This window comes from Polaromonas sp. P1_F8 (assembly GCF_056405635.1).
The window spans coordinates 1,522,952-1,535,944 of record NZ_JBFUBS010000001.1 but is presented as its reverse complement, the minus strand read 5'-3'; the positions used below and the strand labels follow the sequence as shown (position 1 = coordinate 1,535,944).

The window sequence follows — 12,993 nt, the reverse complement described above, 5'->3', positions numbered from 1 at the left end:
GAAATCGAAGCGAACCTCAAAACGATACAGCAAAAACAATGCCTGCCACGCTGCGAAGTAGAACTTTGGCATTGCCCCGGCAGTTCAGGTGTCGCCGTACGGGCTGAGGGGTCTTGCCGCCAGGCGATAGGGATTGGCCTAAGAGCAACAACTGCCGCGTTCAGGTGCTGTCAGTTTTCGCACACTGGGATTACTCACAGGATGCATTTTGTGATGTATCGGCATCCGTATTTTTGAGCATACGGCTTGCCTGCTTTCCGCGCATTGACCGGCCCGACCGGGAGGATGCCCGGAGTCAGCTATCAAAAAGGTGGCGGGTGGCACGTCCCGATCCTGGCAGCCAGGAACTTCTGGAGGAAGGTTGAGGGTGTTACAGCTGTTTACGTTTGAGCGGGGCAGCTGCCGGTGATTTGGGCCGCGCACCACCGCGCCCATGCCCTTGGCAGGTTTTACCTGTCAGTCCTGACAGGGCGGGTGCCATGAACAGCCTTTGACTATTTTTGCAGCCGGTCCATAGAGTGTATTTGCGTAGGTGACAAGGATTAAGCCGCAAGGCCATGCAGTTCCGAAGCCTTGACAAAGCCTTGGGGCAGTAGCCGAAGTCATCCAGCAACGATGTACTGGGTTAGCGGGCTTTCCAAAACAAGGCTTTCATGAAAACACCTTCCTCGCAGCTTCGCCGTCAGATGTTGTCAATCCTGGGCCTGGGCGCCCTCGCAGGGGGTATGGGTGGGCCGGGTAGCGCCTGGGCCCAGGTTTCGGCTGCTGCCGCTGCTTCTGCGGCTAAAAAACCGGCAGGTGGCGCGAACTGGCGGCTGCTGGTCAATGAAGCGGTAGGCGGTGACACCAACTCGTTTTTGCTGACCAACCGTTATCGCCCTGCCGCCGACTTCATCAGCACCCAGCTCAAGGGGCGGCCTGTCGTCGTGGAGCCCATGGTGGATATCAAGCGCTTCATGGCGGTGGCCCAAGGCGCCAGCAAGCCGGAGTTTGTCTTTGGGAAGTCTGTCAACCAGTTGGCCAAGCTGGTGCGCGACAACGGCTACCAGCCGGTGGTGCGGCGCGCCGACCCTTACAAGGCGGCCTTCATCGTGGCCAAGGATTCGCCCATTAAAACCCTGGCGGATGCGGTTGATGCAAAAGTCATCATGCCCGACGAGTCTGCCGCCACCAGCGCGGTGGCGCTGGCGGAACTGCGGCGGCAAAAACTTGGGCAGGTCCGCGTGACGCATGTCCGCTTCCAGGAGGAAGTCGCGCAGTTTGTGAAGTCCGGAATGGGCCAGATCGGCGTGGTCAATCCCACCATTGCCAAGAAATGGGTGGAAGAGGGCGGGCGCGTGGTGGCTGAAACCCAGCCGGTGGTGAACTGGTCAGTACTTGCCAGTCCCAGCCTGGCCGCGGACATGGTCCAGCAGCTGCGCGACGCGCTGCTGGCCACCAATTCAGAAAGCGCCGCAGTGATGGCTTCGATGGGCGTGAAGGCCTGGGCCAAAGCGGAACGGAAGGACTACCTGGATTTGTTGGACTACACGAGGGAGTAAAAAATGGCTACGTTGATTCAAGCACGTCTGTTTTCACTTTCACTTTCACTTTCGCCATGGCGGGCCGGACTGCTGGCCGCCACCTTGGCATTTTCCTGCGGCGTGCAAGCCCAGGAAAAAAGGGCGATCCCGCCCAACATCGCACTGGCTGCGGCCGAAATTGCGGCGGAGCTCGCCAGCAGTTGCCCGCTGGCGCCGGCCGGTGACGTCAATGCCTACACGCAGTGCCGGCAAACCCTGTTCGGCCCGAGCCAGCTACGTGCACACGTGGCGCCCATCATGTTGTGGGGCCGGCAAAACAAGAAAGACAACGCCACGCTGCGCCAGACCAACCTGACCCAGTTCGCCCCTGACGCCTGGACCGGTATGTATGCGCCGCTCTTCATGTTCAACGGCCGGCATACCGTGGAGTGGGTGGCCGACGAGAAGATGTTCCTGGTGCGGCTTGAGGCGGCCTTTCGCAACCGCCTGCCGCCGGGCCAGTTTCCTTATCCGTTCTGGCACGACGAGGCCAAATGGTCGATGTACGAAAACGCCCGCAGCATGATGCTCTGGATCAGTCCCGAAACGGGCACCATCAAGGTGGCGCAGTTCACCGACGTGGCACCCACGCCGCTGCTGCAACCGGTGCAGACGGTGCAGCATGAAAAATACCAGGGCCCATGGCTCTGGACCGACGACAAGGGCCACACGCAACCGGCGGTGACGCTGTTCGACGGCTTGTACCGGCCGGAAAACCCGTACCTGGGCAATGTCGACAAGCGCTACCGGGACCTGGCGCTGCAGATGCGCGAGTCGCAGTGTGTGAACTGCCATGTACCCAACAACCCCGACAAGATGAGCCGCCTGGTGTTGCTGTCGACACCCGCGCATGCCGCGGCAGAGGTGGACCGGTTGATCAAGGCCGTGCGCGAGGACCGCATGCCGATGGACGAGTTCAGGTTGAGCTACGCGCTCTCGGAAGACAACAAGAAATGGCTGCTTGAGAGTGCGCTGGCATTCAAGGCAACCTTGACAGCTGCCAGGCAATGGGAAGACGAGGCAGCGAAGAAGACCGTGCAATCTGCAATTAACCCTTTGAAGGTGATCAAATGAATACTCCGTTGCTGTCACAAGTTACCGGTCGCCGCGCGGTTCTTCGCGGTGTCGTGGGCACCGCGGTTGCCGTGGCCTGGCAGGGCTTTCCCATGGTCAGCTGGAGCCAGCAGGCGGCGGGCCAGCTGGCGGGTGTAGACCGCTGGAGGCTGCTGATCAATGAGGCGGTTACGGCAGACCTCAGCATTTCGATGCTGGCCCTGCGCTACCGGGGGCTGGCCGACTACCTGGGAGGGCAGATCCGCAACAAGCAGGTGGTGGTTGATCCCGTCATCGACATCCAGAACTTCGTGCGGCAGGCGTCGTCAGAGCAAAAGCCCCTCATGGTGTTCGGAAAATCCGTCAACCAGCTGTCCAAGCTGGTTCGCGATGGAGGTTACCAACCCCTGGTGCGTAGGCCCGAGCCCTACCAGGCCGCCTTTATCGTGAAGAACAGCTCGCCCATCAACAACATTGGGCAACTGAGCGGCAAGAAGATCCTGATGCCGGACGAATCGTCCGCCACGGTGGCGGTCGCGCGTGCCGAGATGCGCCGCCTGAATGTGCGCGAACCCTATATTTCCTACACACGCTATCAGGATTCCGTGTCGGCACAGGTGGCGGCAGGCCTTGCCGAGGTGGGTGCGGTGAATCCGACCATCGCCAGGAAATGGCAGGAGGGCGGGGGTCGCATCATTGGTGAAACCCAGCCCGTGGTGAACTGGTCGGTGCTGGCCGCCCCCGGCGTGCCGGCGGACATGATCAGCCGCCTGCAGGATTCCCTGCTGGCCATGAACAGCCAGTCGGCCGGCATCATGTCCGAGATCGGCGTCAAGCAGTGGGTCAAGGCCGAGCGCAAGGAATACCTTGCGCTGTTGGACTATACCCACGAGTAACCTGCCATCAGCCCGGGCCGGGCAGCAGCAGATCGAGTAGCGTCCGCGCAATCACCTTGGTGGCGCGGCGCAGGTCTTCGAGTTCCAGGCGCTCATCGGCCCGCTTGGCGTGGGACTCCAGCACGGTGCGCGGCCCGGCGCCGTAAATGACGCCGGGAATGCCGGCCTCGGCGTACAGCCGCACATCGGTGTACAGCGGCGTGCCCATGGCCGGGATGGCCTGGCCGAACAGCGCTTCGCCGTGCTTCTGGATGGCCTCCACCAAGGGCTTGTTGCCCGCCAGCGGCCGCATCGAGTTGGCCAGCAGCAGGCGCTTGATGTCGACTGTGATGCCCTTGTAGCCAGCGGCCGCGTCGGCAATCACTTTGCGGATGTTGGCCTCGACCTCGGCGGGGTTCTCCTCGGGGATCATGCGGCGGTCCAGCTTGAACATCACCTTGCCGGGCACGACGTTGGTGTTGGTGCCGCCTTCGATGCGGCCCACGTTGAGGTAAGGGTGCTGGATGCCTTCGACCCTGGAGGTGACCTGCTGGTAGAGCGCGTTCTGTGCATAGAGCGCATTGAGGATGTGCACCGCGCCCTGCAAGGCGTCGATGCCGGTGTCGGGAATGGCGGCGTGCGCCATCTTGCCGTGCACCGTGACTTCCATCTGCAGGCAACCGTTGTGTGCGGTGACGACTTCGTATGAGAAACCCGCCGCGATCAGCAGGTCGGGTTTTGTCAGGCCATTTTTGAGCAGCCAGCCCGGGCCCATTTCGCCGCCGAATTCTTCGTCGTAGGTGAAGTGCAACTCGACGCCGCCTTTGAGTGGCGCATCCAGTGATTCGAGCGCACGCACTGCAAAGGTGAAGCTGGCGAAGTCGCACTTGCTGACGGCAGATGCGCGCCCATAGATTTTTCCGTTTTCGATCTCGCCGCCATAGGGGTCTTTGGTCCAGCCTTCGCCGGGTGGCACTACGTCGCCGTGGGCGTTGAGGGCAATGGTTTTGCCTTCGCCCTCTCCTTCGCCACTACCTCCGTACTTGCGGCGCACGATCAGGTTGGTGATGGACTCCATGCCGTAGCCGCGCACTTCAGCTTCGGGTACCGGGTGTTTTTCAGCGTCAAAACCAAAGGCCTTGATGAGTTCAGCCGTGCGCTCGGCATGCGGCGCGTTATTGCCCGGCGGTGTGTCGGTGGGCACGCGTATGAGCTGCTGGAGGAAAGTGGTTTCTTCGTCGAAATGGGCATCGATCCAGCTGTCAAGCCGGGCGTAATCTGTGGTGAGGGTCATTGTTGTTCAGGAGAGAGATTAGTGAGCAGATGCGCCAGGGCCTGGATCGCAAGTTCGATGTCGTCGCTGGTGGTGCTTTCCAGCGGGTTGTGGCTGATGCCGGAGTTCTGGCCCCGCACAAAAAGCATGGCCTGCGGCATCACCTTGTGCAGTTTCATCGCGTCGTGGCCGGCGCCGCTGGGCATGCGATAGAGGGGTACGCCCAGGCTTTGCACAGCGGCTTCCCAGCGCTGTTGCCAGGCAGGTGCGCTGGGGGCAGCGGCGGCGCGCTCGGTCAATTCGGTCGTGAAGTGCACACCGCGGCGCTCGCAAATGCTTTTGAGCTCGGCCAGCACGTCGGCTACCAGCGTGTCGCGCTGCGCATCGATGGGCGCGCGCAGGTCGAGCGAAAAGAGGCAGCGCCCGGGCACTACGTTGATGGAGCCGTTGGGTACCTGCAGCATGCCGACCGTGCCGACGGAATTTCCGTCTTGCGCCGCGCGCCGTTCCACATACAGCAGCAGTTCGGCCGCGGCCGCTGCTGCGTCACGGCGGCGGGTCATGGGCGTGGTGCCGGCGTGGCTGGCCATGCCGGTGATCTCGCACAGGTAGCGGACATTGCCGTTGATGGAGGTCACGATGCCCAGCGGCAGGTCGAGCTCGTTGAGGACCGGGCCCTGCTCGATGTGCACCTCGATAAAGCCGAGGTAGTTGTCCGCGTCACGTTTGATCTTCGTGATGTCTTCGGGCTTGAGGCCGGCGTTGTGCATGGCCTCGCGCATGGTGATGCCGTCAGCGTCTTTCTGCTCCAGCCACTCGGGCTTGAAGTCACCGATCAGCGCGCCTGAACCCAAAAAGGTGGCTTTGTAGCGCTGGCCTTCTTCTTCGGCAAAGCCGACCACCTCAAAATTAAAGGGCAGGCGCTTGCCCTGGCGGTGCAGCTCGCGTACGCAGGCCATGGGCACAAAAATGCCGAGCCGGCCGTCGTATTTGCCGCCGTTGCGCACGGTGTCGTAGTGGCTGCCGGTCAGCAGGGTCTTGGCGTTGGGGGTGGCGGCCTTGTAGATACCCACCACATTGCCGACCGCGTCGATCTTCACCTCGTCAAAGCCGCAGTCCCGCATGGTGTTGCTGATGAAAGCCGCGCAGGCACGGTGCGCATCAGTGAGGTAGGTCACCGTGAGCTGGCCCTTTTCAAGATAACCCGGATCGCTGTACTGCGAAAGGGTTTCCTGCCAGTCCCACACGTCGTTGCCCAGCGCGGGCGTGGCGGCGAACTTGTCGTTGAGCCGTAGCTCCACCACGCGGTGGATATTGCGCAAGTTTTCCTGCAGCTCGAAGTCAGGGTGGTTTTGCAGGCGCCGGGCGAAGGTCTCGATGATCTGCTGCTTGTTCAAACCGTCACCGCGCGGGCCGCGCACCGCCAGGATGAAAGGAAAGCCGAACTTCGTGTTGTAGTCGGCATTGAGCTTTTGCAAGGTGGCGAATTCTTCGGGCGTGCAGTCCGTGAGGCCGGCCTTGCCTTGCTCGTGTGTAGATTCAGCCGTGAGGGTTTTGCTGACCATGGCTTTGCCAGCCAGCTCGGGGTGCGCCTGGATGAGTTTGACCTGTGCGTCTTTGCCTGCCTCGCGGAGCACACGCGCCATGGCGTGTTTCAGGTGGGCCAGCGACTCGAAGGGGCGGGCGTCCAGCGCCTTATCTGCAATCCAGGGGGAATGCTCGTAGAGGCCGTCCAGCAGTTGCAGCGCTTCGGCGCGCGGCGCGGCGTTGATGTGTTCAAGGATTATGGCCATGTTCAGCTTTCCTGCCGGGGCATGTAAGGATGGTTGGCCTGCCAGTGCCGCGCAATATCGATGCGGCGGCAGACCCAGACGCGCTCATGCTTTTGCACGTGGTCAAGAAAACGCTGCAGCGCCACGATGCGGCCCGGCCGACCCAGCAGGCGGCAATGCATGCCGACGCTCAGCATCTTGGGCGCCGCGCCGCCTTCGGCATAGAGCGCGTCAAAGCTGTCGCGCAGGTAGATGAAAAAGTCGTCGGCCTGCGAGAAGCCTTGCGGCAGGGCAAAGCGCATGTCGTTGGTGTCCAGCGTGTAGGGCACCACCAGGCGCGGCACGACCTGGCCGTCGGTGCGTTTCACCTCGGTCCAGAAGGGCAGGTCGTCGCCGTAGTAGTCGCTGTCGTATTCGAGCCGGCCGTCATCGGCCACCAGCCGGCGCGTGTTGGGGCTGTCGCGGCCGGTGTACCAGCCCAGCGGGCGCGTGCCGGTGAGCTTTTCAATCGCATCCAGCCCCAGGCGCATGTGTTCGCGCTCGGTGGCTTCGTCGATCTGCTGGTAGTTGATCCAGCGCCAGCCGTGGCAAGCGATTTCGTGGCCGAGTTCGGTGAAAGCTGCGGCGACCTCGGGGTGGCGCTGCAGCGCCATGCCCACGCCAAAAACAGTGAGCGGCAGCTTGCGTTTTTCAAACTCGCGCAGGATGCGCCACACGCCCACGCGTGAGCCGTATTCGTAGATGCCTTCCATGCTCAGGTGCCGGTCGGCGAAGCTGGGCGGATTAGCCATTTCAGACAGGAACTGTTCGGAGCCGGCATCGCCGTGCAGCACCGAGTTTTCGCCGCCTTCTTCGTAGTTGAGGACGAACTGCACGGCGATGCGCGCCCGCCCCGGCCAGTTGGCTTGCGGCGGGTTGCGGCCGTAGCCGATCAGGTCTCTAGGGTAAGGAATAGCCCCCACGCTGTTTTCGTTTTTATTCATGACAGCGCCATTGAAATATCGTTGGTAGGCACCTTGCGGTCGAAGGCGAGGCTTTCCTCGACGTGCCGCAGGTGTTCGTTCATGAGGCGCACGGCCAGGGCTTCGTCCTTGGCGGCCAGCGCCTTGACGATTTCGGCGTGCTCGTCGTTGGAGTGTTCGGCGGCGCTGGCGGTCTGGTACATCAGGGTGATGAGGGCGCAGCGCGAGGTCAACTCGCCCAGCATTTGCGCCAATACCTCGTTGCCCATGAGTTCGGCCATGCGCACATGGAAGTCCCCCAGCAACTCGGTCCGGCCGGACACGTCGCCGAGGTCGACCGCAGATTTCTCCCGTGCGACGTGTTCTTTCAGCGCTTTGATCTTGGCGGGGGTGACTTCGCGCACAAAGGCCCGTGTCATCTCGGCTTCGAGCATGCGGCGCACGGCAAACACCTGGCGCGCTTCCATCACGGACGGCGCAGCCACGAAAGCGCCGCGGGCCGGTTCCAGGCGGATCAGGCGGTTTTGCGAGAGCTGAAAGAGCGCCTGCCGCACCAGCGTGCGCGAGACACCGAAATGGTCGGCCAGTTTTTGTTCGGCCAGCTTGGTGCCTGGGTGCAGCCTGTGCTCCACAATGGCCTTGGTCAGGGCTTCGACGATGGTGTGGGTGGTTGACGATTCCATCGGTCGATAATAGCCGGAATGCTGAAAAGTGTATACACTTTTGGTAAACCAAATCAAAACAAGAGCTGCTCAAAAACCCAGCGAAGCGGTTCTGGCCAGGCGCGTCGCCGCAGACAGTGCTATCCGCACGGCAAGGCGGCGCGACAACGCCAGGAGAGGTTTTTGAGCAGCTCCCTCAACTACTACCAAGGAATACCATGGGCTTGAGCACACATGTACTGGACACCATGCACGGCACGCCGGCAGGCGGCATGAAGGCGTCGCTCTACACCACGCATGCGGGTCAGGCGACGCTGGTGAAGCACTTCATCCTCAATGAAGATGGGCGCAATCCCGATGGACTGCTATACGACAGCGCCAATCTGAAAGCCGGCACCTACCGGCTCGTGTTCGAGGTGGCTGCCTACTTCAAGGCGCGCGGCGTGAAACTGCCCGAACCAGCTTTCCTGGACGAGGTGACGCTGGACTTCGGTGTGGCTGATCCGGGCCTGCATTACCACGTGCCCCTGCTGGTCAGCCCCTGGAGTTATTCCACCTATCGCGGCAGTTGAGCGGGCGCCAAGCCAGACCGTGTCATGGCGCCGTCATCCGGGGCGGCGACAATCAGCGGTTTGTGCAACTTTCTTTTTCCTCCATGAACGTCAAGCCAATGACCCTGAGCCGCCGCCAGGCCCTGCTGCTGTCCGCCGGCACTGCCGCCAGCCTTGTGGCTCCGGCCGTATTGGCCCAAGGCCCTTCAGCGGGTTCTGCCGGCTCACCGGCCTCGGCCGCATCCGTTCCCGCCGGCATCTATCCTGAGCGCGCCGTCAAGATCGTCGTGCCTTTTGCCCCCGGCGCCGGCACCGACGCCATGGCACGACTGATTGCGCAAAAACTCGGCGAAACCATGAATGCCACCTTTGTGGTGGACAACCGTGCGGGCGCCTCGGGCGCCATCGGCACGCAGTACGTGGCGCAGTCCCCGGCCGACGGCTACACGCTGCTGCTGGTGGCCTCACCCTTCACCACCGTGGCGGCCTCCCTGCCCAGCGCCAATTACGACCCGCTGCGCCAGTTCACGCCGGTGGGCATGATCGCCAGCGGACCGCTGGTCTGGGCCGCCAACACCAAGCTACCGGCCAACACCATGAAAGAGCTGGTCACGCTGGCCCGGCAAAAGCCCGGGGCGCTGAACTACGGTTCGGCCGGCGCGGGTGGCGTCAATCACCTGGTGCTGGAACTGCTGAAGTCGCGCACCGGCACCTTCATCACACACATTCCTTATCGCGGTGTGGCGCCCGCCACCATGGACATGATCGGCGGGCAGATCCAGCTGATCACGGGCACCATCCCGGCCCTGCTGCCTTTCATCAAAAACGGCAGCATCAAGCCACTGGCGGTGACAAGCGCGAAACGCTCAAGTGCCTTGCCCGACGTGCCCAGCATGACGGAAGCCGGCCTGGCGGGCATTGACGTTGTCAATTACTTCGCATTGATGGCACCCACCGGTACACCGCCAGCCATCGTCAATGCACTGAACGCGGCCATCAACAAGGTCGTGGCTTTGCCCGAGGTGGTGGCGCGGTTCAAGGCCGATGCCGTGGAAGCCGCACCCGGCTCGCCCGCATTGCTCGGCCACTTCATCGAAGCCGACTATCGCGCCTGGCGCAACGTCGTTAAAACCCAGAACTTAAAGATAGAGTGATGTGAACGGCTGTTGAGGCGACGTCGAAAGGCGATGCGAAGCGGGTCGTAACAAGGCCAGCATGAGCCGTGGAACCGGCTCTGCCGGGCCACAGGCGGGCGGCCCCCTCGCGGGGGCAGGGAGCTACACGCAGTGAGCGACCGTGGGGGTCCTATTCACCGTGGGGCTAGTCTTGTCCTTCGGTCAGCGTGTCGAGCTGGAATTTGCCGCTCTTGTGCCAAAGCCAGGTGTCGGTGTAGACCACCTTGCCCATGCGCGTAGGCGCCGGGAAGGGGGACGCCTGCTGGATGGTGCGTTCGATCTCCGCTATCACTTCGGGTGCATGGCGCGGTGCGCGCATCCAGTCCAGGCGGGTGACGCGGCCGACCCTGTCGATTTCCACATTCAGCACACCCACGGCATACAGCAGCGGTGGCATGCGGCCTTTGTAGATACGGTCGGAATTGAGACCGTAGATGTGCGTGGCGCCGTCTTCCCGATAGGCGCGCGGTGTGGACGCCCCCGAACTTCTGGCGGAACCTTGCGGCCCCGCGATCGGCCCGATCACCGGGGAAGAGGGTTCCGGGGCCTTCGATGTCGGTGCTGCGGGTTCCGGCGCGGTCTTGCAGGCGCTCACCACGGCTGCACCGGCTGCAGAAAGCAGGGCCACCAGCCAGAAGCGGCGCGGTGTGGAGTTGGACATGTCTTGTCTCATCGTGCTTGCCTTTGCCGGATTTTTGAAGGGCCGGCTCATTGGATTCTGTGTATACCTGCTATCACGCCCCGTAGCTGCCAGGGGCCAAGGTGGTGCTAAGGTGGCGTTCAAGGCATTTTGCCCAATATTTTGTCCACCCACCTGTCAAGTCGTCACCAATGGTTTCCAGTGTCTCCAGTCTGCAACTTGAAGACTTCCTGGCCCGCCTGGCCTCGGCGCCGGCGGTGCTGGTGGCGGTTGTAGAGACGCAAGGCTCGGTGCCGCGCGAGGCGGGAACCTGGATGGCGGTCTTTCCCGATGCGCTGGTGGGCACGATAGGCGGCGGCCACCTGGAATACGACGCCATCGCCAGGGCGCGTGCGCTGCTCGCGGGTGACGCCGCCGGGCGTCAGGCGACAACGCTGCGCGTAGCGCTGGGCCCGTCGCTGGGCCAATGCTGCGGCGGCGTGGTGGCGTTGCGCTTTGAATGCGTCAACGCGGGCGACGCACAGGCGCTGACCTTGCGGCTGGGCCAGCCCGCGCTGACGCCGGTGGCGCTGTTCGGCGGCGGCCACGTCGGCCACGCGCTGGTGCGGGTGCTCGCGCCCTTGCCGTTTTCACTCACCTGGATAGACAGCCGCGACGGGGTGTTCCCCGCCACCGTGCCGCCGCGTGTAGTGGCCGAACATTCCGATCCCGTACAAGCCGCCGTGCATGGCCTGGCGCCGCAATCGCGCGTGCTCATCATGAGCTTCAGCCATGCGGAAGACCTGGACATCGTGGCCGCCTGCCTGCTGCGCCAGCGCGAGAAATCCGATCTACCCTACATCGGCTTGATCGGCAGCAAAACCAAATGGGCGGCATTCCGCCACCGCCTGGAGGCTCGAGGCTTCGCCGCGGGCGAGGTGGCGCAAGTGACGTGCCCCATCGGCGTTCCCGGCATTACCGGCAAGGAGCCAGAAGTCATCGCCGTGGCGGTAGCGGCCCAGCTGTTGCAAACCATCAACGCGGGTTGAGCGCGGCGCAGAAATTTTTCGGAGCTGAAGCCAAACTCTATAAACTTGGCGCGTCAGGCCGCAGCGGAGCCGGGAAGCCGGAGCTAACTTCAAGTTGGCGCCAGCTTCTTTTGTTCGCGGCCACGTTTTCTGCTTACAGCGCCCGCAGTGGTGAGCAGGTTGCACAAGGCAGCGCCCTCGCGTGCTGCATAGGTTGAGAGATATGGAAAACTACCTTCTCGACTGGGCCAACCTGCTACTGCGCTGGGTCCATGTCATCACCGCCATCGCCTGGGTGGGTTCCTCGTTTTATTTTGTCTTTCTCGACAGCAGCCTCACGCCGCCCGAGGATGAAGACCTCAAAAAGCAGGGCGTGAGCGGCGAGCTCTGGGCGGTGCACGGCGGCGGTTTTTACCACCCCGTCAAATTTGCCGTCAAGCCGCCGCAGCTGCCGGCCCACCTGCACTGGTTTTACTGGGAAAGCTACAGCACCTGGCTGTCGGGCTTTGCGCTGTTCACGATTTCCTATCTGTGGAACGCTGGCACCTACCTCGTCGACAAGTCGCTGATGAACTGGTCGCCCGGTGCGGCCGGTGCGGTGGCGCTGTCCTTCTTTGTAATTTTCTGGATGCTGTACGACGGCATCTGCCAGCTGTTCGGGCGCAAGAAAAACGGAGACGCCATCGTCGGCGCGTTGGTCGCGGTGCTGGTGTGCGCAGCCTCGTGGCTGGCCTGCCACTGGTTCGCCGGGCGCGCGGCCTTCCTGCTGGTGGGCGCCATGATGGCCACCGCCATGAGCGCCAATGTGTTCTTCTGGATCATCCCCGGCCAGCGCAAGGTCGTGGCCGCTATCAAGGCCGGCGAGCCGGTCGATGCGGTGCACGGCCAGCGCGGCAAACAGCGCAGCGTGCACAACACCTACTTCACGCTGCCGGTGCTGTTCGCCATGCTCAGCAACCACTACAGCTTTACCTGGAGCCATCCGCAAAACTGGCTGGTGCTGATCCTGATGATGCTGGCCGGCGCCGCCATCCGCCAGTTTTTTGTGCTGCGCCACGGCTACAAGCTGGGCCGCAACCGGCACCCGTTGCCGTATGCGCTGGTGGGTGTGGCTGTCATCGCCTGTGTGATCGTCTGGATGAAACCTCCTGCCGCTGTGGGCGCTATCAATTCAGTAGCTGGTGGCGCACAACCAGCGGGCGCTGCAGGCCAAAACAGCTTTCAACAAGTGCGGGCCATCATGGCCCAGCGCTGCTACCTGTGCCACGGTGCGCAGGTGCAGATGAAAAACGTGCGGCTTGATTCGCCCGAGGCATTGAAGAGCCATGCGACGCAGGTCTACCAGCAGGCGGTGGTCACGCGGCTGATGCCCATGAACAATGCCACGGGCATCACCGAGGCCGAGCGGCAGGTGATCAGGCAGTGGTTCGATGCGGGCGCCAAAACCGAATAAGCCGGGCA

At 62.7% G+C, this 12,993-nt stretch carries 12 protein-coding genes; 7 read left to right on the top strand and 5 right to left on the bottom strand.

The window, feature by feature from the left end:
- Positions 1 to 653 precede the first annotated feature (653 nt).
- Genes AC1D1J_RS07275 through AC1D1J_RS07265 form a run of 3 tightly spaced genes read left to right on the top strand, consistent with a single transcriptional unit; the run spans position 654 to position 3,511 of the window.
- Positions 654 to 1,541: a phosphate/phosphite/phosphonate ABC transporter substrate-binding protein gene (locus tag AC1D1J_RS07275; protein ID WP_477694275.1), complete on the top strand. Its 888-nt coding sequence runs from the start codon at positions 654 to 656 to the stop codon at positions 1,539 to 1,541.
- 3 nt (positions 1,542 to 1,544) lie between these two features.
- A complete protein-coding gene (locus tag AC1D1J_RS07270) occupies positions 1,545 to 2,636 on the top strand; it encodes a hypothetical protein (RefSeq protein WP_477694274.1) in 1,092 nt (363 codons plus the stop codon).
- Positions 2,633 to 3,511, top strand: a complete 879-nt coding sequence (locus tag AC1D1J_RS07265) for a phosphate/phosphite/phosphonate ABC transporter substrate-binding protein (RefSeq protein ID WP_477688394.1) — start codon at positions 2,633 to 2,635, stop codon at positions 3,509 to 3,511. Before AC1D1J_RS07270 ends, AC1D1J_RS07265 begins: the two co-directional genes overlap by 4 nt.
- Positions 3,512 to 3,518: 7 nt before the next feature.
- Here the strand turns inward: AC1D1J_RS07265 and AC1D1J_RS07260 are convergent, their stop codons facing one another.
- The 4 genes from AC1D1J_RS07260 to AC1D1J_RS07245 are packed head-to-tail and all read right to left on the bottom strand — an operon-like array spanning position 3,519 to position 8,180.
- Entirely contained in the window at positions 3,519 to 4,784 is a 1,266-nt protein-coding gene (locus AC1D1J_RS07260) for a M20 family metallopeptidase (RefSeq protein WP_477694273.1), read from the bottom strand.
- Entirely contained in the window at positions 4,781 to 6,556 is a 1,776-nt protein-coding gene (gene uraD, locus AC1D1J_RS07255; protein WP_477694272.1) for a 2-oxo-4-hydroxy-4-carboxy-5-ureidoimidazoline decarboxylase, read from the bottom strand. The genes AC1D1J_RS07260 and uraD overlap by 4 nt, the downstream gene beginning before the upstream one ends.
- A gap of 2 nt (positions 6,557 to 6,558) precedes the next feature.
- Complete coding sequence (gene puuE / locus AC1D1J_RS07250; RefSeq protein WP_477688391.1) at positions 6,559 to 7,518, bottom strand: allantoinase PuuE; 960 nt, start codon at positions 7,516 to 7,518, stop codon at positions 6,559 to 6,561.
- Entirely contained in the window at positions 7,515 to 8,180 is a 666-nt protein-coding gene (locus tag AC1D1J_RS07245; RefSeq protein WP_477688390.1) for a GntR family transcriptional regulator, read from the bottom strand. The genes puuE and AC1D1J_RS07245 overlap by 4 nt, the downstream gene beginning before the upstream one ends.
- Before the next feature lie 197 nt (positions 8,181 to 8,377).
- Between AC1D1J_RS07245 and uraH the strand changes: the two genes are divergently transcribed.
- Together uraH and AC1D1J_RS07235 are read left to right on the top strand one after the other, a co-directional pair.
- Positions 8,378 to 8,731, top strand: coding sequence for a hydroxyisourate hydrolase (uraH, locus tag AC1D1J_RS07240; RefSeq protein ID WP_457279822.1), 354 nt, complete (start codon positions 8,378 to 8,380; stop codon positions 8,729 to 8,731).
- Between the two features lie 83 nt (positions 8,732 to 8,814).
- Positions 8,815 to 9,864, top strand: a complete 1,050-nt coding sequence (locus AC1D1J_RS07235; RefSeq protein ID WP_477688389.1) for a tripartite tricarboxylate transporter substrate binding protein — start codon at positions 8,815 to 8,817, stop codon at positions 9,862 to 9,864.
- A 166-nt stretch (positions 9,865 to 10,030) separates the two neighbouring features.
- Here the strand turns inward: AC1D1J_RS07235 and AC1D1J_RS07230 are convergent, their stop codons facing one another.
- A complete protein-coding gene (locus tag AC1D1J_RS07230; RefSeq protein ID WP_477688388.1) occupies positions 10,031 to 10,546 on the bottom strand; it encodes a hypothetical protein in 516 nt (171 codons plus the stop codon).
- A gap of 170 nt (positions 10,547 to 10,716) precedes the next feature.
- Here AC1D1J_RS07230 and xdhC point away from each other — a divergent pair, with 170 nt between their 5' ends.
- Both xdhC and AC1D1J_RS07220 read left to right on the top strand, forming a co-directional pair.
- The gene (gene xdhC / locus AC1D1J_RS07225) at positions 10,717 to 11,553 is read left to right on the top strand and encodes a xanthine dehydrogenase accessory protein XdhC (RefSeq protein ID WP_477694271.1); all 837 of its coding nucleotides are present in this window, start codon (positions 10,717 to 10,719) and stop codon (positions 11,551 to 11,553) included.
- Positions 11,554 to 11,755: 202 nt separating this feature from the next.
- Entirely contained in the window at positions 11,756 to 12,985 is a 1,230-nt protein-coding gene (locus AC1D1J_RS07220) for a urate hydroxylase PuuD (RefSeq protein ID WP_477694270.1), read from the top strand.
- The last annotated feature ends 8 nt before the right edge of the window (positions 12,986 to 12,993 follow it).

Excerpts from the sequence above, each read along its gene's own strand:
- AC1D1J_RS07275 (WP_477694275.1), top strand. The coding sequence starts at position 654 with ATGAAAACACCTTCCTCGCAGCTTCGCCGTCAGATGTTGTCAATCCTG.
- AC1D1J_RS07270 (WP_477694274.1), top strand. The coding sequence starts at position 1,545 with ATGGCTACGTTGATTCAAGCACGTCTGTTTTCACTTTCACTTTCACTT.
- AC1D1J_RS07265 (WP_477688394.1), top strand. The coding sequence starts at position 2,633 with ATGAATACTCCGTTGCTGTCACAAGTTACCGGTCGCCGCGCGGTTCTT.
- AC1D1J_RS07260 (WP_477694273.1), bottom strand. The coding sequence starts at position 4,784 with ATGACCCTCACCACAGATTACGCCCGGCTTGACAGCTGGATCGATGCC.
- uraD (WP_477694272.1), bottom strand. The coding sequence starts at position 6,556 with ATGGCCATAATCCTTGAACACATCAACGCCGCGCCGCGCGCCGAAGCG.
- puuE (WP_477688391.1), bottom strand. The coding sequence starts at position 7,518 with ATGAATAAAAACGAAAACAGCGTGGGGGCTATTCCTTACCCTAGAGAC.
- AC1D1J_RS07245 (WP_477688390.1), bottom strand. The coding sequence starts at position 8,180 with ATGGAATCGTCAACCACCCACACCATCGTCGAAGCCCTGACCAAGGCC.
- uraH (WP_457279822.1), top strand. The coding sequence starts at position 8,378 with ATGGGCTTGAGCACACATGTACTGGACACCATGCACGGCACGCCGGCA.
- AC1D1J_RS07235 (WP_477688389.1), top strand. The coding sequence starts at position 8,815 with ATGAACGTCAAGCCAATGACCCTGAGCCGCCGCCAGGCCCTGCTGCTG.
- AC1D1J_RS07230 (WP_477688388.1), bottom strand. The coding sequence starts at position 10,546 with ATGTCCAACTCCACACCGCGCCGCTTCTGGCTGGTGGCCCTGCTTTCT.
- xdhC (WP_477694271.1), top strand. The coding sequence starts at position 10,717 with ATGGTTTCCAGTGTCTCCAGTCTGCAACTTGAAGACTTCCTGGCCCGC.
- AC1D1J_RS07220 (WP_477694270.1), top strand. The coding sequence starts at position 11,756 with ATGGAAAACTACCTTCTCGACTGGGCCAACCTGCTACTGCGCTGGGTC.